This window comes from Salinicola corii (assembly GCF_008298015.1).
GTDB lineage: Bacteria > Pseudomonadota > Gammaproteobacteria > Pseudomonadales > Halomonadaceae > Salinicola > Salinicola corii.
The window spans coordinates 24,463-42,735 of the sequence record NZ_VTPX01000021.1 but is presented as its reverse complement, the minus strand read 5'-3'; the positions used below and the strand labels follow the sequence as shown (position 1 = coordinate 42,735).

The window sequence follows — 18,273 nt, the reverse complement described above, 5'->3', positions numbered from 1 at the left end:
CCACTAGAGCCTGTATTTGATCGTTTGAAATATCTGTTCCCCTCCTGATAGTTACTTTGCGGGAGCGTTACGGCTTGGCCAGCGATTTTAAGCGTGGTCACCGCAGCGTCTTCGATATCGGCCGTCTGGATCTTCACACCCTGGATATCGGCCCACTGGATGACGATGTCCTGGACGTTGGCCCATTTGACCTTGAGATTGACGGCATCGATGTAGTCGGCTTTCAGCTTGTTGCCATCGAACACCAGATTGCCGTTCGTCGAGCGCAGCTTCGTTACCACCAGGCTGTCGATCAATGCCTCGGGGATGATGACCCGGCCGTCGCTGACAACGAACGCAGTCACTAGCTCGCCAGAGATCGGGTTGAGAATCGCGAACTCATCGGCGACGCCGACGATCTGGATCTCCTCGCCGAACGCCTGAAGGCCCAGCATGCCGGTCTTGCCGTTGACGTTGACCGTGGTAATCGCCTGGGCGACGGCCCCGGTGTCGGGGTCATAGACGGCGCTGATGTTGTCTTCGACTGAAGCGAATTGATCATCGACTTCGACCCGGTACTCGTCCTGCCGTTGGCTGACAGCGTTCACGCCATCCGATAGCGCCGCCAATTCCGAATGAAGGCTGGCCGACGTGTCGCCCAGTTCGGCATTGAGATCGAGTAGATCCTGCGCCAGCGCTTGCTGCTCGCTCGAGAGCGACGATAGCTCAGAGCGCAGGCTCGACGTCGTTTGACCGAGCTCGGTTTTCACCTCCTCGGTCTGCCGGGCCAGCGCCTGCTGCTCGCTGACACTCACCAGGCGGTCGAACCGTATCGCCGCGCCCCCGGCACTGGTCTGCACCTGGGTCGCGGACGACTGGAACGCGGTCAGTAGCCCATCGAATCGCTGCACGCGACGTACGTTCTCGATCACCGCTTCGGCGTCGCCGAGCTGCGTCGAGAGACTCGAGACTTCTTCGACCAGCCCCTCGGTTGCGCTGCTCAGCGCCGTGATCCGCTGCTCGAAATCCGACGTCGTCTCGCCGTAGGCCGTGGACAGCTGCGATAGCGATTGCGCCGTCGCTTTCTGCTCGTCTGCAAGGGTCGTGATGCGCTCGTCGAAGTCGGCCGTCGACGCGTCGTAGCTCGCGCTCAGTTGCGAGAGCGACTGCGACATCGACTGCTGATCATTCGCCAGCACGGTCAGCCGCTGATCGGCCTCGGCGGAGAATCCCTCGTATTCAGCACGCAGGGTGTTCAGAGACTGCCCGAGAGCCTGGGTATCGTCGGAGAGCGTCGACAGCGTGGATCGTACGTCGGCCAGGCTCTGGTCGGTTTCCGATGTCAGTGCGGTCAGCCGGTTGCCGATCGACTCCGCTTCGCTGGCCAGCAGCGTGATGCGATCGTCGAACTCGGTCGATGTGTCGTCGTACTCGCTGCGCAGTCCGGTCAACTGATCGGTGATCGATTGGGTCGTATTCACCAGCGCAGTGATCTGGCTGCGAGCCGTCGCGAGATTGCCGCTCAGCTCAGCGCGAACCTCCTCGGTCTGCTGAGATAGCGACTCACCCTGCGAGATTCGCTGAATGCGTTCGACGGTGTAGGCCGCGCTACCGGCGGCGGTCTGCACTTGCGAGACCTGCCGCTCAAACGCTGACAACAGCCCATCGAATCGCTGCACCCGCCGTACGTTCTCGATCGCCGCTTCGGCATTGCCTAGCTGCGTAGAGAGGCGCGAGGTTTCTTCGACCAGTCCCTCGGTCGCACTACTCAGCGCCGAGATCCGCTGTTCGAAATCCGACGTCGTCTCGCCGTAGGCCGTGGACAGTTGCGACAGTGACTGCGCCGTCGCTTTCTGCTCGTCGGCCAGGGTCGTGATGCGCTCGTCGAAGTCGGCCGTCGACGCGTCGTAGCTCGCGCTCAACGCCTGCAGTGACTGCGTCATGGCCTGCTGATCATTCGCCAGCGTGGTCAGCCGCTGGTCGGCCTCGGCGGAGAATCCCTCGTATTCGCTACGCAGCGTGCGGATGTCCCGAGACAACGCCTCGGACTCATTCGCCACGGTCGTGATCCGCGACTGAACCGTGGCGAAGCCATCCTCTACCTCGGATTCCAGGTTCAGAACGTAATCGGCAATCGCCTGAGCTTGAGTCGTCACCGCTGTAATCCGGCTATCAAACTCCGCCGAGGTGCCCTCGTACTCGCTGCGCAGCTCGGTCAGGCTATCGGTGATCGACTGGGTCGTATCCACCAGCGTGGTGATCTGGCTACGTGCCGTGGCAATGTTGCCGCTCAGACGCGCGTCCAGTTCCTCGGTGGCCTGTGATAGCGACTGACCCTGCGAGATTCGCTGAATGCGCTCGACGGTGTAGGCCGCGCTACCCGCTGCGGTCTGCACCTGCGCCGCTTGACGCTCGAACGCCTCGAGCATGCCATTCAGCCGGGCAATACGATTGGTCTCGGAGATCTCCGCGTCGTGGCCGTCGGCCCGCGAGTCGAGCGTCGAGACGTCCTCGGCGAGAATGTCCGCCTTGGTATCCGCACCCTCGGCGATCGATTCCACCCCGTCGATGCGCTGGTTGGCATCGGCGATCTGGTCGTTGACCCCCGAGAATTCGGTTTCGACGTCGCTCGACAACTGATCAATCTCGGTATCGAGGTTGCCCAGCGCTTCCTCGGCGGCAGCCTGATCGGTTTCGATGCCATCGATCCGATCATTGGCGGCACCGATACGCTGATTGACGCCTGCCAACTCGGTATCGACGTTGCTCGTGAGTTGATCGACCTCGGTACCGATCTCGCCGATCAGTGCATCGGTCCGCTCGATGCCGGCGTTGGCCTCCGCCAGTCCATCCTCGAAGTCCTCGCGGGCCTGCCCAATCAGCTGCGAATTGTCATTGATGCCATTTTCGAGCTGATCGACCAGGCCACCGTCTTTGCGGAGCTGCTCGTCGATGTAGGCCCACTCCGACTCGAACTCCTCACGGGTCTTCGCCTGAACCGGGTACCAGCTCGAAACGCCATAGGCATTCACGCCGCGCACCCAGTAGTAATACTGAGTACCGGGCTGCAGGTTGGTGTCGGCGAGTTGCGTGGCTTGGCCGAGATCGACGGCGTTGGCCTCGATCTCGTCGTCGCCCTCGAGCGGTGTGGTGGCGCGGCGGTACTCGTAGAGCTGGCCCGAACGGTCGCTGCGCGGGATCAACGTCACCGAGCGGTTGGCCGTCTCGACGTCGACCGTGGTCGGCGGCAGCGGCTGCAACAACGAGCTGATCGTGGTCACGCGCACGGACCATGCCGAGAGCCGGCCGGCACCGTCGACGGCGCGCACGCGGATCTGATACTCGCCGCTGGGCGCGTTGCGGTACTCGAGCGAGGTTTGGTCGGTCGAGCCGACGTCCTGCCAGACGTTCTCGCCCGGCGGCAACACGTTGACGATGTAATACTGCGTGCGCGGATCGCCGCTCTTGACCCAGCTGATCAACAGGCCCTGGTGCTGGGCACCGCCGCTCAGATAGGTGTAGCTCTCGACGTTGATATCCTGGGGCGGCGACAGCCTGCCAATGGGGACCAAGGAGGTCGGCGTCTCGGGCAGCACCAGCCCCTGCTCGATCAACGCAAACTTGTTCGGGTTGTGCTTGAGCGCGGTGACCGTGTAAGTCAGGTCGTCGCTGTCTTCCTTCACCCCGACGACACGGAACCGGGGCGGCTGGATATCCTCGCTGGCGAGCATCCACATGGCGTACGGCATTGGCTCGGTCGAGAGCGCGGCGGCAAGTGTCACCTGGTCGTCGTCGAATCCGGCGACGTCGCGCGTCTCGATACTGCCATTGGGCATCTGAACGGAGAGCTTCCAGCCGCTGCCACTGGCCACATCCGGGCGTTTGTCGAGCGTGACCGCCTCGGACCCCACGGCGGTCAGACGACCGCCCAGACGAGCCCCCGCTTTGTAGCGATCGGAGATCTTCACGACCTCGCCCGGGCGGATGTCGGCGTGTTCCAGGCCCAGCGTAAACTCGACCGTCTCGGTCTCTTCGCGCTCGGTGTAAAGCAGCCACAGGCCGACACGGCGGGCCTGGCCACGGGACGTGCATCCGAATGCCGTCACGTCGGTCTGGCGCCAGCCGTATTGCTGGATGCCGGCTGGATCTTCCACGACCTCGGGCGTCTGACGATAATTGTCCGCCGGGTCATTCCACATCACCATCGCCACGGTGTGGCGGCTCTTGAGCGACGAACCCGAATAGCGGAACTCGCCATCCTGGGTATCGGCCTGGCTGAATATCCGCCCGCTCTCGTCCGCCGCCGGCGAATCCTGCACCACCGTGACCGTGCCAGTGCCCCAATACATCATCCCGCGAAACGCGGCCGCCAAGGTCGTCAAAACCTTGTAGGCATCCTCGCGCGAATTGATCACGGTATTGATCGTGAAGCGCGGCTCGTCGGCGCCGTAGCCGTTGGGCACCAGCTCGTCGCAATACCGGCCGATCTCGTACAACGCCCACTTGTCGACGTTCTCGAGCTGCCCGCCGAAGCGCACATTGATGGCCAGGTCGTAGAAGATCCACGCCGGATTATCGGTCCAGGCCTGCTGGAACGCACCAGACCAGATGCCGGTATAGGTTCGGGTCGCCGGGTCGTAGTTGTCCGGCACGCTAACCAGCCGGCCGCGCACGTGATACGCCCGCGACGGAATCGAGTTGCCGAACTGCTGAGCGTCGACCTCGAGCGCGATCAGCGCGGAATCCGGGTAGATGAACTTGCCGTCGACGATGGCGGTGTAGCTCGACCAGTACGTCTCATTGCGAATCGCCGAATCGTCGTCGTTGTCGGCGGAGATCCGGCGCACGCGGATATCCCACGGCGCAGCGCCTTCCAGCTCGACGCGATAGCCGCGCTGGTACGGGCTGGTCGACTTGCCCTTGATCGTGTCAGTCTTGCGCGTCGACCAACTGCCACCACTGGGTCGCACATCGATGGCGATCTGGACGCTGGAACCGTGCAGGTCGCCGGTCTCCTTGTCCTGCTCGGTGAGCGCCGGGACCTGGACGGTCACGCGCACGGCATCGGTGTCGGCGTCGTTGATCGTGCGGACGAGCGGCGTGTCCTGCGTGACCTGGGCAGACACCTCGGTCTCGTTCTCGACTGACGGGAACCCGGCAACGTGGTCCTGGTCGGGCAGCCCGGCGCGGGTATCGTAGTTGACCCCGCTGAAGTTCCACGAGCCATCGTCTGCCCGCAGCGGAGTCTCGTCGAAGAAGATCGACTTGGCGCCGTCGACCAGCCCCTCGATGGGCCCTTCACCCAGCAGGTCGATGATTCGTGCGACGGAGTTGGAGCGCAGCGTGTTCGGGTCTTCCTGCGCGACGCGGCCGCTGCCGCCACCGCTCTTGCCGCCGCCCTTGCGGCCGGTTACGTGCTCGAATGCGCCCATGAATTACTCATCCGCTGGTAGTTGTTCCACGCTCATGCCGGCACTCACGACGATGGAGCCGGTATTGATCTCGCCGTAGATGACGGGCACGGCCAGCCCCTGGGCGCTGTTGTTGACCGGCCCGTCGAATAGGAACGAGGGCCGCTCGTCGACATTGGCGCTGTCCTCGTAGCTGCCGGTCTGCGCGGTGGTGGCCAACATCGTCGAGACGCCGGAGAGCGCTAGCGCCCCGCCGGCGATGGCCAGCGTGCTGGACGAGATGCCAAACGCGGCTGTCCCCGCCAGCGACAGGCCGCCGGTGGCGAAGGCGGCGCCGACCATGGCCACGCCAAGGATGGCTTTACCACCGCCGCCCTTGGCGCCGCCGATGGCCGGCAGAATGTGTAGCTCGCGCTTGTTGCCGAGGCCCATGGTCAGCGTCTCGTCGCTGTCCTCCCGCCCGCCGTCGAGGCTGCCGCGCACCACCTGCCATTGGCCCTCGAGGATTGCGTCCTTGAAGCCGTCGAGCTGGCAGGAGAGCGCTCGCACCGCCTCGGCCGGGTCGCGAACCTCCAACGAAAAGGGACCGCCGAAGCGGTCCCCCAAGGAGCCATGCAAGTGAATCTCGCGCATCGTTATTCCATCTGGCTGCGGTGTCGGTAGAAGGCCGTGACAAAGTCACGCCAACGGTGGATCGGCTCACGCTTGGGCCGCCGGGTCGGATCGAAAGGCTTGGCCGCCGTCAGGTGGTGAAACGCCAGGCCGTCGCCGAGATAGACGCCGGCATGGTTGGGCACCTTCGAGCGCAGCTGGCAAAAGAACATATCGCCGCGCTGGGCCTCGCTCTGCTCGACGCGGACGAACCCGGCCTGCTCGAGCCCGAGCCGATACAGGTCGCCGCCCTGCTGCCACCACTCCCAGTCGCGCGGGAACTCCGGCAGATCGACGCCCAGCTCGAGCGCATACCAGTCACGGATCAGGCTGTAGCAGTCGGTGACGCCATGGCGAAAGGGGCGATTCTCGAGATCCGCGCGTGGCGTCTCGCCGCCCCAGTAGAACGGCGCCGTCGCGTCCTGCCCGTTGGTACTGACGATGGCCCACGGCACGCCGGTATCGCGCTGCCCGCGCATGTCCGCCTCACTGGGGCAGTCCGGGCCGTCCGGATGACTGTGCACGATCGCGGCAATTCCCCGCGCCGTCGCCCGGGCCAGCGTGCGCTTGTCGAGCCGAAACGCCGTTGCCGGGTCGCTGGCCACGTTGGCGTACTGCCGGCACTCGCCGTCGGCATAGATGATCCAGACCGCCTCATTGGGATAGGCGGCGATCGCCTCGCGGCGCAGCTGGTCAACGTGTTTCGGAAACATGTAGCCGCCCTAACTTTACTGTTACGTGGGTTACTACTAGAGGATCGATTCTCAACGTCTCGATCCGGGAGGCATCAACCTCGCCGCGCTCGATCGGGCCGCTACACCCCAGCACCTCGTTGCTGGCTGGGTCGACAATCGCCGCGTGATCAATCGTGTCGACCCGAGAGGCGTTCACAATGTCCGACCAGTCTCGGTGTCCACGCTCACGCTTATGACGCTCAAAAGCTGGACCAAAGATGGGGACAGCCTCACCGCAAAAGGGACAGGCTTTCTTGAGAGACATGGCATCACCTCACTGTTTGTAACGGGCCAGCCCAGGCATCGCCCGGGTCGGCAGTGGATTGTTGGCACCGAAGCGAGCGCGGCAGTCAGAGAGGCGCTTACCGCACACGTCCTGGGTTTCATCGTCGACAGCCGCGCCCTGCTGGTCGTACATCGCCGCGCCGGTATAAGGGCAGGTCACGCCCTCGTACACGAAGCGCGAGCCGTTCCAGTAGCGATAGGTATGCGTGCAGGTGTCGCGCAGGCACTGCCGCGCCGGAATCTTGCGCCCCTGCTGATCGAGCGAGATCGACAGCGTGAACTCCAGCGTTCCCCGCGCGGGGATCTCCTGGGGCTTCTGCTCGACGTGGTATTCGTCGATCGGGAACGTCGCCTCCGGGTCCGGATCGACACCATCGTCGAGATGGTTGGCAAACGTGCGGATACGCTTCACCGGCGCGCCAATCAGGTCATTGGTGGCCAGCAGCATCGAGACCATCGACACCTCGAGCGTCGACAGGCTGAGCGAGGGCTGCGGCAGCGTGCCCTTGCCGTTCCACTCGAAGCCGTCGGCCGTGATCGGCGTCGGCGTGTACGTGTAGCCGTTGAACCGGATCGGCCCACCGTCCAGCGCGGTCTGATTGGTGAAGCGCAGGATGCCCGCCTCCCACTGCCTCGCATCGATCTCGAACAGCGTCACCACCGGCTCCTGACTCACCGACTGCGATTCGCGGGCGATGATCTCGTTCATGCCATCACCTCACGGAACGTCGCCGATACACGCCAAAATCGGGCGTTGATCTCTGCCTTGGCCACCGCGTCACAGATCCACCGGCGTGGTGTCGTCTCGCTCGGCTCGGTCCATAGAAACGGGGTCAGGCTGAGACGATCTTTCAGGAACGGATAGACCTGGTCGAACTCGTCACGGGTGAGCGACGACCACTGCACGCTCGCCTGGTGCTTCACGTAGTTGATACCAGCGGGCCGGCGCTGCTCGTAGCCATCGCCATACTGCACCGTATCGACGTTGGCCTGGGGAGTGATCTGCGGCTCCCAGTCCATCGGCACATCGGGTAGCGTGTCCATCGATTCCCCTTAACTGGCGAGCAGCCCGCCCGGCCGCTTCTCCTTGATGATGAATTGACGCATCTGCGCCTCTGCCTGATCGCCGATGGCCTTGCCCTGCCGCCGGGCATCCGCATCGCTCATGCCTGGCTGGGCCTGCACAGTGACAGACATCTTCACCGTCACGTCACCACCCTTACCGCCGTAGTAGTGGCTCTGGTTGGCCGCGTTGGCGCGGTTCAGATACTGCTTGAGATCGGCGTTCGTACGCTTGTCGACGACACGCTCGTTGTCCTCGAGCAGCCAGGTCCCCGCGCGAGTGTTATCGATGCCCTCGTGGGCCTGACCGGTTAGCCCCGTCGACGAGATAGTGCTAACGATGCTCGCCGTTTGCGCCGCGACCGTGGCCATGGCCGCCAGATTCGCCGGGAATGGCCCCGCCGCCGAGGCGTCCGCGATCGCGCTCTGGATCTTCACGATGGAATTAGCGATCGCGAACGCTTTCGACGCGGCAAACATCGTCTTGTAGAGCCCGCTCTGCTCGCCGGCGAAGGTCTTGGTGACGTCCGCGATATTGCCGAACAGATCCGAGTAGCCCGCCAACCGCGCCTGCTGCGTCTGCGCGTCGATCTGCTGCAGCTGCGTGGCCCGTTGCCGCTCGAGGTCCTCGATCACCGCGCCGTACTCTGCCGCCTTGTCGGCCTCGGCAGATTTGAAATCCTCATACATCGCGATGCGTTCGGCGTACCACGCCTGCAGCTCGGCGCGCTCTTTCTCGATGCGGTTGGCCTCGCCGAACGCCCCTGAGTATTGCGCGTCGAGTCCTTGCACCTGCGGGGCGCCCTGGCGCGCCTGCTCACTAATCGCCTGCCCCACATTGCGGGTGGCAATCCGCCCCTCAGCGCCGCCGATCTGCTGTGCCTGGTCGCGCGCGTCGAACAGGTCGGAAAGGCTCGACGACTTGACGTAGTTGTCGAGCAGATCCTGGCGCCGCTGGAGTAGATCCAGCTCCTTGGCGCGGTCCCTGAGCTGTTCTTTCAGCTCCGGCTTGAGGTCCTTAAGGGCGCCCGACTCGGTCTCGTAGTTGATCCGCGCCGCATTGGTGGTCTGGCCCATCAGATCGATCTGCTGGGCCAGGCTCTGTGCCGTCGACTCGTATCGGCTCTTGAGCTGCTCGGCGGCTTTTTGGGCTTCGGTGCGGCTGGCCTTCTGCGTCGTCGTCAGCTTTTTGATCTGGTCGTCGATATTGCCCAGCATGCGGCGATACTGCTCGGCGTGCTCGGGGTCTTCCTTGATCGCAGCGGAAATGGCCTCTCGGTCCTGACGTAGCTGCACCAGCTCGGCGTGCTGTTTGTCATAGGTCGTGATCAGACCTTTGAGGTTGCGGTTTTCGACCACAACCCCGTCGGACCAATCGGTCGATTGACTATTGAGATCCGCCAGCGCGTTTTCACCCTGCTCGATCTGATCCTTGAGCTTGGCCAACTGGGCTTCAGCCTTGCTCAATTGCGCCCGTCCCGCGCCGGGGCGGCCGGCGAACTGGATGTTCTCGGACTGCGTTTTAGCCTTGAGTCGGTCGACCTCCTTGGAGAGCGCCGCTGCCTGAGACTTCGCCTCGGTCAGATTGGAGAGAATCGGAACCTTGGCGTTTTCGAGTTGCGCCTGAGTCAGCTCCCGGATATTACCCGTCAGCAGGTTGATCTCTTTTTTGGCATCCGACGATTTGCTTTCGACGAATCCCAACTCTTCGCGGAAGGTATAGAGCGCTCCGGCGGCGAGGAACGCCACACCGACCGGACCGCCGAGCAATCCGAGGGCCGCAGACGCCGCACGACCAGCCGTTGCCATTGCTCCGCTGGCCACAGTCGCAACACGGGTCGCGGCGGTGTACTGAGTCACTGCCGTGGTCGCCGCTGTATTGGCTCGACCCTGCGCGATCTTGGCCGCCGTTGCTGCACGGGCAGCGGAGGCCTCTGCCAGCTCGGCCTCGGTCAGGCGTGTATTGGCGGCCGTCAGTTGATTGACCATCGCCGCTTCGGTACGGCGAAGCTCCGCCAAGCGCGCGAGTGACTGCTGTCGGCCTTTGGCGCTGATCTGCGACTGTAGACGCTGTGCCTCGAGTGCTCTCTCTGCGGCAAGCGAGGCCTGCAAAGCTCTGACGCGCTCAACCTCAGAGGCGGCATCCTGCCGCGCCGACGCCGCCCGACGAGAAGCCAGTGCGGCGCTATTGGCTTCAGCTGTCTTTTCAGCGGCTGCAGATCGAGCAAGCGCAGCAACGCGGCCCGCTTCCGCCGCATTGGCGTTCGCGGTTGCCTGTGCCTGGGCAACGTTGGCCTTGATGTTGGCCAACGTTTTAACCGTTGCCTCGCCAATACCCTTGGCGAACTTGCCGGCATAGAGAGCCGCCAGCAACGTCGCAGCGTGGGCGATGTCATCAAGGATTTCATCCGCCCCGCCAGCGTCACGAACAAACGCAGCCATGTTGCTAGCCGCATCGGCAAGCCCCGGGCCAAGATCCGAAATTAGCTGATTTGTCACACCCTCGATGGAGCCGCCCAGTTGGATCATGGCGCGATTAGCGGCGACAGCGTTCTGGACGTCGACGTCGTCCATCGCCACGCCCAGCTCCCGCGCCGCCTGCATCTGCTGACGCAGCCCGGCAGCGCCGTTAGCAAGTAACGGTCCAAGGCGCGACATCTCGTCAGCCAGCGACTCGAAATAAAATGTCCGCTGGCTGGGATCTTCCAACTGGTTGACCGCCTCGGCAATCTTGAGTATCTGCTGATCCGGTGAGAGCCGCTGCAGCTCTTTGACGTTGAGGTTCAGATTATTGAAAAGGTCGGCTGCTTCACCACCACCGGTAGCGGCAAAGTCGCCGATCTTGTCGGAGACATCCTTGAAGATATCGCCGACTTTATCCGCCTCGAGTCCAGCCTGTTGGCCGGCATACTGCCACGCCTGCAACGTGCCGGTACTGACTTCCAACGTTTGCGCTAACGATTGGGTATCGGCGATCATCTTCGCCTGGCCGCGCAGGTTTCCTACAGCGAACGCACCGATAATCGCAGCGCCGGCGGTTTTCGCGGAGCCCTTGAGAATGTCCAGCTCTCGCGAGCTGGAGTCGACATCGCGGGCGAACGAGCGTGTACGGGTACCGCTGGTTTCTACGCTCTTCGAGTATTTGTCCAGCTCTTCGCGGTTGGCCTTGATCGCGCGCACGCCACCCTGGCCATCGCCGGATATGACGATCGCGGTCTCGAATTTCTTGGCCATGGAAGCCTCAACAAATAGGCACAAAAAACCGCTCAAAGGCGGCTTTTCGTACGCAAATTGGGAGATGTGAAATGGTGGTCTTTCTACTTTTCGCGATACTGCTGGTACTTCTTATCATGGCCGGTCTACTGCCCAGCGTGATGAAGTTCATCGCCATCGCCGCCTTCATCGGCGTGTTCATCTACATCGTCGACACTTATGGCTGGCTGACCGTTTTCATTGGTTCAACTGCCGTTGTCGCAGTAGCTTTGCTCGCGCTGTTTTTCAACAAGCGGGATCGAGATCACGCCGCGCGACCGTCGTACGATACCGACGCTGCGCTGGCGAGGATCAATAAAGCGCAGAGAGAGAGCCGAGCCATGCAGCCCAAGAAACCAGAGTCGCCCAACAACTTCGAGCGCAACATGGAAACAACCGAGGAGAAACGAGCCAGAGTCAAAGCCCGCGTCGCCGAGATCAAGGCAGAGAGTGCGGCGAAAAGATAACGGCCGTCTCAACTGATATAGCGCCCGGTTATCGAACTCGGCACCACCTCGTCGTCCATATCAGAGCAGACGTCTTCCATAACTCTCGCTTTGTATTCCGGCGGATATTCGTCAAGCGCTTGGCTCAAGCTCTCGACGAACTCTCGATGCCAGTTGTCCAGCGCGGCTATCACCAGCTTTTCAGCCCTAACCCCCGGATAAGCGGGTTTGGGAACATGGCTGTTGCCAGCATGTCCGGCACTCGCCAACGTCTGACACAGAGCACCCTTCAGCACCCCCTTGGTCTCGATACCCGCTGACGCGGCAATCTGCTTCAGCTCGGGCATCTTGTACTGCATCAGCGCATCGCCCCACTCTTCCACGTTTTCGGGGTAGCACTTTCTGGCAAAGCCAGATTTCAACAGCTTCTCTTCGGTGAGACGGCCAAGATCAGTTATAAACTCATCTTCTCCACTGCTGGCATCTAGATAGAAGTCACAAACAACGCCGTAATGCTTGGCGAAGACACCCAGCTCGCCGAGATCCTTGGCCGACAGACGATTAAAGGCGTCCGCAACATCTTCATAATCGATCTCGTACATGAAGGCACCGAACAGATCCCGGTACTCTCGCAGTCCTCTATCGAAGCTCAGGCCTCGAAAGTCGCCACGCCAGTCCGAGAGATCAGTTTCATCTTTGACCTTGATCGGTGCTTTTAGCGGTGGCAAGCGTTTCAGCTTGAACCCGCCATCGTCGGCTCGGAAATAATCCCAATCCATCAGCCCCCCCTGCCCGTGACGCTTTGTGTCGTTAAGGTAACAATAGGCCACGATCCAGATTAATTGGCAATAATCAGTCGTTGATCACCTCCAACGCCCCGCGCTCGATCTCCTGCACCTGGGCTAGACGCCGCTCCTGCTCGTCGTAGTCGAGCCGAGCATACCGTGGGTGGCCATAGACCGCCGTGTAGTCCAGCGCCTGATAGATGATCGATTTGGCGCCGGCGATGGTCCGCCACTGGGTGCCGCAGGCGAGGAACACCTGCAGCGCGTCCCAGTGTTCGGGCCAGCAGTCGCAGGTCTCCGGCTCAAAATATGTCTCAGGCAACGAAACACCGAGGATCTCGGCGTCGCTGGCCAGCTCGTTCTTGCCACCTGAGCCGGCGCCGGCCCAATGCCGGCCCAGGTCTCTTAGTTTTTTTGTGCGGCCGCCGCGCGCCCCGACTGGGCGTTGAACCAGCTGCGGATCAACGGCCCGCGCGTGTGCGGCCATTTCAGGAACCACTCGCGCAGCTCGGCATCGTCGGAAACCGACTTGCCCTTTTCGTCGGTGATGCCCAGCAGCTCGATCAGGTCGGCCTCGACCAGCTGCTCGTCACTGATGTTGCCGGCGTTGATTTCGGCGATCTTCGTCTCGCTAGCATCGACCGGGTGCAACTTCCAGCGAGCCTGACAGCTGTTCGGCTCGCCGGTTTCGGGGTCGACGATGGTCACGTCGACCGTAATGGTGCTGATCTCTTTCTTGACGAACATGCTCGCTCTCCCGCAGCTCAGGTGTATTTGATGGTGAACTCGTCATCGCCCTGATCGGGGTTCAGACGCATATCCATCGAGTAGTGAACGATGCCATCGCTGTCACTGCGGCTCAGCGTGGCCAACTGCACCTTGGGCGCGGCGACCGTGATCGTATTGCCGGCGACGGTGCCGTGGGTCAGCGAGACCGGCTCGAGCGTGATCGCCTGGTGGCTTTCGATCGCCTCGAAGTAGTTCTTCGTGGCGATGTTCGGCGCTTCGATCTCGACGCTGCCGGTGCTCTCGCGATCGGTCACCTGCACGCTCTCGCAGCCCACTAGGGCGCGGTAGTTGACGGTGTTGCCGATATTGAGACTCAGCGACTGCAGGCAGCCCTCGTAACCATGGACGCTGCGGCCCGGCGTGTTCTGCTTGTTCACCACGAACTCTTCGGCGATGTTCTCGGGCGTTTTGTTGATCGCCTCCGTCAGCGCCTCGGGTCGCGAGTAGAAGCCGGTGAACGTAAACGACATCGTCGGGTACTGCTTGGCGGTGAATGACCATTCCACCGTGCCGCGTACGCCCGGCACTTTCTGCAGTTGGCCATCTTCCACGAACCAGACACATACCGACTCGGCGTCATCCGTCACCGGCTGGTAGGTGACGGAAACGCCCTCTTCGATGATTTCCGACATCGAACAGGCACGCAGCAGCAGCCCATAGTTAGGCGCGACACCGGGCGTACCGGACCCAGCGGCCGGCACCGTGGCGGTCACGGTGGTGTAGGGTGCGGCGTTGGCCTGGGCGACGGCGCCGAACGTCTGGCGAAGTCGATCACGCGTGACGGTATCGCCCTCGTAGGGACTGGAATCCAGCTCCGAGGCGATGATCAGCACCGCGTCGGCAATATCCGCGCCGGCACCGTAGGTGACCTCCGGGGCAACGAGCAGCAGTTTTTTACGCGTCTTCATCGGCGTCGGGCTCCTGAGTGGGTTCGGGTTCGACGGCCGTTACCGGCGCGTCCTGGGGTTCCGCCTGCAGCTGGGCGGATTTCTTTCCCCCGCTGAATTCTTTCAGCACGGTCTTGCCGCGCCGCAGCACGTAGCTGCCGCCGGATCTTGCGGGCATGGGGTTACCTCGCGTTAGCGAATGTGGGTATCGGTCGACCACATCTCGAGCCACCAGACATAGCGGCCCTTCACGTCCGCCTGCTGGCCGCTGCGATATTCCATCGGGTCGTGGTAGGGGCTGAAATCGTGGGCGAACAGCGCGGCTCGCACCTGCTTGCGAAGCTCCCGGAACTGGTCCCGGGGCGCGACCAGCCACACGCCATACATCTGCGTCGCCGCCTGCACCGGGCGTAGCGTCTCCGCGCCACCCTCGGCGGTATCGCTGTCCAGATAGACGAACGCCGCCGGCAGCTCTTCGCTTAGGTCGTCGATCGGCTCGGCGAACCAGGCTTCGTTGACGCTCTGCAGCAAGGGGCACTCCGCGTGCAGGCGGTCGATCACATCCAGCGTGAGGTCGTCGCCACTGGCAATCTCGCTCATCCTTTGCCTTCCTCCTCGAGCAGCACTTCCATGCGCCGCGAGAACTCACGCGGCAGCACTTCACGTGCAACATTCGTGGCCCCAGTGATGACCGATTCGTGCGCCACCATGCCGGGAATCGACGGGCCATACTGCGTTCGCGCCGACCCATCCTTGGCGCGCCGCATCACCTCGCCCTTGGCGTACCAGCCACCTCGCACGACCTGTCGGCCCTTGTCCTTCCGGACCCGAACAGACACGCGCTGGCGCGTCGTCTTGAACTGCTTACCGCGACGACTGGTCGCGACGACCTTGGCCTTGCGAGTGGTCGGCTTGAACGTAGACAGCGGCAGGCGCCCACCGATGTACACCAGCGCCCGCGTTGCCATCTGTCGATACTTCCGAATCTGGACCTTGCCGTTGAGATCCTTGGCACGCAGCGGATAGACGCCGCGAACCTCGCGCGAGATGTAGGTCCGCACGCGGCTCGTCGCCGTCGCCGTCGACTGCCGCAGCGCCTTCTCGACGATCTTCTCGTCGAACCGGTTTCTCAGCTTCTGCAGCCGGTTGATGTCGTGCTTGTACTCGATCATCCGATCTCCAGTTGGCGAAAATCGCCATCGTCGGTGAGCGTGGACAACACCTCCCAGGTCTTGCCGTCGATCACGATCTCGTCGCCGCGCTGGTGCTTCGGCACCAGTGACACTGGCACTTCGATCGCCTTCACGTAGCTGGGTAGCTGGTCGCCCTCGCGATACACCTCGAATGACAGATCCAGCTCGTACGGCACGCCCTCGACCGTTTCGCCGTTGGCGTGGCGGTACGTGGCCAGACCGTCGGATAGAGTCTCGGCGAGGACGCGGTTAGCCCGCGTCATCGCCCTGGCAAAGCGACTCATTACGCGCCGCTGGCGACGCTGACCAGACCTTGGACGATGAACACCGTCGCGACGCCGTCGGCTGCGTCGGTGGTGAGCGCACCGATCGGGCCAGCACTATCGGCGGCGCCGGCTGCAACCATCTCGTCATCGAGCATCGAGACGCTGGCACCAGCAACGAGGCCGGATGCGCAGGGAACGTCTTTCCACTCGCCGTAGGTATGCCCGACGAACTCTTCGCCCTCGGCGGCGCTATCGAGCGGCACCAACACCAGCGCGCCAAGCACTACGGGGATGCCGGACGTCACGCCGCCCGCCGGTGCGATCATGGTTAGCGTCTTGCCGCTACCGTTGAAATTCTTAGCCATGGTTGGCTCTCCTGTTAGGGAAGTCTTAGGCGTGACAAAGTCACGCTTAAAGAATCGCGCCCACAAAAAAACCGCCGGCGGCGGTCATCGGTGGGCGCGAGGGATTACGCTGCCAATCAGTTGCCCGGCAGCTTCACCAGCGTGCGATAGCTGAGCGGGGCGACACCGGCATCCATGCGAACCTTGAACACAGCGCCATCGACCGTGAAGCCCTGCTGCTGCTCCAGATACGGCGAACTGTTGCCGTCCAGATAGGCCACTTCGATGGTGTCGAACTGGTTCGGATCGGCGGCCATGTAGCTGGTCGTTTTGCTCTGATCGTCGAGACGCGCATCCGCAATTACTTCGGTCATACCGCGCACCGGGTTGGGGACACGAGCTTCGGCCATTGCCGGATCGAACTCGGCGGCATAGAGCGCTTTGGTCGTGGACTCCATCGAGATCGGCGTCAGGTGATACTTAGGCCGGATATTCAGTGTGGCGTTGCCTTCCTTTTGCAGCCCCATCATCGTCTTGGCCTGATCGATCCGAGCAATGGAGAGCGCGCCAGCCGGCAGCTGGTTGCCGCGATCGGCACTGAACAGCTTCTTGTTGTCGCCCATCGTCGGGTTGGAGCCCAGCAGCGCATAGACCAGGTCGCCGACGGTACGGATTGCGGCGCGGCCCATCATGCGCGGGATACGCTGCAGCGCCGCCAGGTCATCATTGATGATCGCCTGACGAGTGATGCTCAGCAGTTCACCGTAGGTGGCCAACACGATCTGTTCGCCGCGATCACCAATGCTCGCGTATTTGTACTCCGCCCCCTCGCGAACCTTGCGCAGCGACGGGAAGGTGGTCAGGTCGACTCGCTGCATCGGACGGAAGTCAGGCAGACTGCCCTGAGCGGTCCACTTCTGGAACGTCTCTTCGGCCTCGTCGTAGCCCTTGAGCATCTGACGACGTGCCACGTCCGCCAGCAGGTGGCCGAAGTCGCTCGAGGTGTGCGTGAACGCCGCGCCCGCAATCGACATGCGGTCACCGCCCAGGCTGGCAATCCCCACGCCACGCTCGGTCAGAGAGGCGCGCGCCATCTCCATCAGCGTCATACCAGCATAGGCGTTGTCCTTCTCCAGCTCGTCCAACTGGACACGGGCCGAGATGGCATTGCGGATACCGTCGCCGACGATGTTGCCGTTGCCGGCATGCACGCCGTGATCGGTACGTTTCGGCGCGGTCGGCTCGGTATTAGCACCGAGCTTTGCCAGCAACTGCTCTTGTGCGGCCTCGGCGTTGACGTTCATGTCATCCAGCAGTGTGTCGCGCAGCGCGTTGTGCTGCGGGAACGCCTGGAACACGGCGCGAACTGCATCGCGGCGGGCGCGCTCCTGTTCCTGGAACTGCTGCATGGTCGGCGCAGACTGACCGCCACCCTGCGACTGGACACCGACCGGGGCGCTACCTTGAGGCTGTGCGCCATCGCCTTGGCCGCCAGTAGGCGCGCTAGCCTGCGGTTCACCGCCTTGAGGTTGGCCGCCCTGCGGCTGCCCGGCGTGGGGTTGTCCGCCATTGGGCTGACTACCTTGGGCACGCGGCCCCATGAGATTTTTCAATGCATCGGGCATGTGCTCGAACTCCTGCAGTCGTTTCGATTTGAGCGATGCCGCCATGGCCAGCGGCTCCACCAGTTGATCGGCGAAGCCGTGCTCCACCGCTTCGGGACCGGATAACCAAGTCTCGGCCGCGAGCCAGCTGCGGATCTCGTCCTCGGTCTTGCCGGTCTTCTTCGTGTACGCCGTCAGCAGCGTGGACTCGACCTTGTCGAGCAGCTCCGCATAACGGCGCATGTCGTCGGAATTACCACCCTGAATGCCCCACGGCTTGTGGATCATGATCATGGCGTTTTCGGGGATGTAGACGGTGTTCCCCACCATCGCGATGACCGAGGCCATCGACGCCGCCAGCCCGTCGATATAGACGTTGATCGTCGCGGGGTGGTTGGCGAGCAGGTTATAGATCGCCATGCCTTCGAACACGTCACCGCCGGGGCTATGAATGTGCAGGTTGATGGTCTGCACGTCACCCATGGCTTTGAGATCCTGCGAGAACTGTTTGGCGGTCACGCCCCAGGCGCCAATCTCGTCATAGATGGCGATCTCGGCGACGCCTTGGGCGACGGCGCGGATCAT

At 62.7% G+C, this 18,273-nt stretch carries 17 protein-coding genes; 1 reads left to right on the top strand and 16 read right to left on the bottom strand.

Going from position 1 to position 18,273, the window contains the following annotated elements; translation table 11 throughout:
• The 6 genes from gpJ to F0A16_RS20690 all read right to left on the bottom strand — a co-directional run.
• The coding region (gpJ, locus tag F0A16_RS20715; RefSeq protein WP_149437830.1) for a TipJ family phage tail tip protein at positions 1-5,411 on the bottom strand (5,411 nt) is incomplete at its 3' end.
• A 3-nt stretch (positions 5,412-5,414) separates the two neighbouring features.
• Positions 5,415-6,023 carry a tail assembly protein gene (locus F0A16_RS20710; protein ID WP_149437827.1) on the bottom strand — a complete coding sequence of 203 codons (609 nt, stop codon included), beginning with the start codon at positions 6,021-6,023 and terminating at the stop codon, positions 5,415-5,417.
• A gap of 2 nt (positions 6,024-6,025) precedes the next feature.
• Positions 6,026-6,754 carry an NlpC/P60 family protein gene (locus F0A16_RS20705; RefSeq protein WP_149437825.1) on the bottom strand — a complete coding sequence of 243 codons (729 nt, stop codon included), beginning with the start codon at positions 6,752-6,754 and terminating at the stop codon, positions 6,026-6,028.
• Positions 6,755-7,049: 295 nt separating this feature from the next.
• Positions 7,050-7,769: a phage minor tail protein L gene (locus F0A16_RS20700; protein WP_149437823.1), complete on the bottom strand. Its 720-nt coding sequence runs from the start codon at positions 7,767-7,769 to the stop codon at positions 7,050-7,052.
• Positions 7,766-8,104, bottom strand: a complete 339-nt coding sequence (locus F0A16_RS20695) for a phage tail protein (RefSeq protein ID WP_149437822.1) — start codon at positions 8,102-8,104, stop codon at positions 7,766-7,768. The genes F0A16_RS20700 and F0A16_RS20695 overlap by 4 nt, the downstream gene beginning before the upstream one ends.
• Positions 8,105-8,113: 9 nt before the next feature.
• Positions 8,114-11,356, bottom strand: coding sequence for a coiled-coil domain-containing protein (locus F0A16_RS20690; protein WP_149437820.1), 3,243 nt, complete (start codon positions 11,354-11,356; stop codon positions 8,114-8,116).
• A gap of 71 nt (positions 11,357-11,427) precedes the next feature.
• Between F0A16_RS20690 and F0A16_RS20685 the strand changes: the two genes are divergently transcribed.
• Complete coding sequence (locus F0A16_RS20685; protein ID WP_149437818.1) at positions 11,428-11,841, top strand: hypothetical protein; 414 nt, start codon at positions 11,428-11,430, stop codon at positions 11,839-11,841.
• 8 nt (positions 11,842-11,849) lie between these two features.
• On the opposite strand, the gene F0A16_RS20680 is transcribed toward F0A16_RS20685, so the two are convergent.
• The 10 genes from F0A16_RS20680 to F0A16_RS20640 form a co-directional block, all read right to left on the bottom strand.
• On the bottom strand, positions 11,850-12,599 hold the full coding sequence (locus F0A16_RS20680) for a hypothetical protein (RefSeq protein ID WP_149437816.1): 750 nt from the start codon (positions 12,597-12,599) through the stop codon (positions 11,850-11,852).
• Positions 12,600-12,672: 73 nt separating this feature from the next.
• On the bottom strand, positions 12,673-12,927 hold the full coding sequence (locus F0A16_RS21830; protein ID WP_187776098.1) for a DUF1799 domain-containing protein: 255 nt from the start codon (positions 12,925-12,927) through the stop codon (positions 12,673-12,675).
• Positions 12,928-13,010: 83 nt separating this feature from the next.
• Positions 13,011-13,352 carry a hypothetical protein gene (locus tag F0A16_RS20670; protein WP_149437812.1) on the bottom strand — a complete coding sequence of 114 codons (342 nt, stop codon included), beginning with the start codon at positions 13,350-13,352 and terminating at the stop codon, positions 13,011-13,013.
• A gap of 17 nt (positions 13,353-13,369) precedes the next feature.
• Entirely contained in the window at positions 13,370-14,302 is a 933-nt protein-coding gene (locus tag F0A16_RS20665; RefSeq protein WP_149437810.1) for a phage tail tube protein, read from the bottom strand.
• Positions 14,289-14,459: a hypothetical protein gene (locus F0A16_RS21825; RefSeq protein WP_187776097.1), complete on the bottom strand. Its 171-nt coding sequence runs from the start codon at positions 14,457-14,459 to the stop codon at positions 14,289-14,291. Before F0A16_RS21825 ends, F0A16_RS20665 begins: the two co-directional genes overlap by 14 nt.
• A gap of 14 nt (positions 14,460-14,473) precedes the next feature.
• Positions 14,474-14,881: a phage tail terminator protein gene (locus F0A16_RS20660; RefSeq protein ID WP_149437808.1), complete on the bottom strand. Its 408-nt coding sequence runs from the start codon at positions 14,879-14,881 to the stop codon at positions 14,474-14,476.
• The gene (locus F0A16_RS20655; RefSeq protein ID WP_149437806.1) at positions 14,878-15,453 is read right to left on the bottom strand and encodes a hypothetical protein; all 576 of its coding nucleotides are present in this window, start codon (positions 15,451-15,453) and stop codon (positions 14,878-14,880) included. Before F0A16_RS20655 ends, F0A16_RS20660 begins: the two co-directional genes overlap by 4 nt.
• Complete coding sequence (locus F0A16_RS20650) at positions 15,450-15,758, bottom strand: head-tail joining protein (protein WP_149437804.1); 309 nt, start codon at positions 15,756-15,758, stop codon at positions 15,450-15,452. The genes F0A16_RS20655 and F0A16_RS20650 overlap by 4 nt, the downstream gene beginning before the upstream one ends.
• The gene (locus F0A16_RS20645; protein WP_149437802.1) at positions 15,758-16,105 is read right to left on the bottom strand and encodes a DUF2190 family protein; all 348 of its coding nucleotides are present in this window, start codon (positions 16,103-16,105) and stop codon (positions 15,758-15,760) included. The genes F0A16_RS20650 and F0A16_RS20645 overlap by 1 nt, the downstream gene beginning before the upstream one ends.
• A gap of 116 nt (positions 16,106-16,221) precedes the next feature.
• Positions 16,222-18,273, bottom strand: a complete 2,052-nt coding sequence (locus tag F0A16_RS20640) for a ClpP-like prohead protease/major capsid protein fusion protein (RefSeq protein WP_223119847.1) — start codon at positions 18,271-18,273, stop codon at positions 16,222-16,224.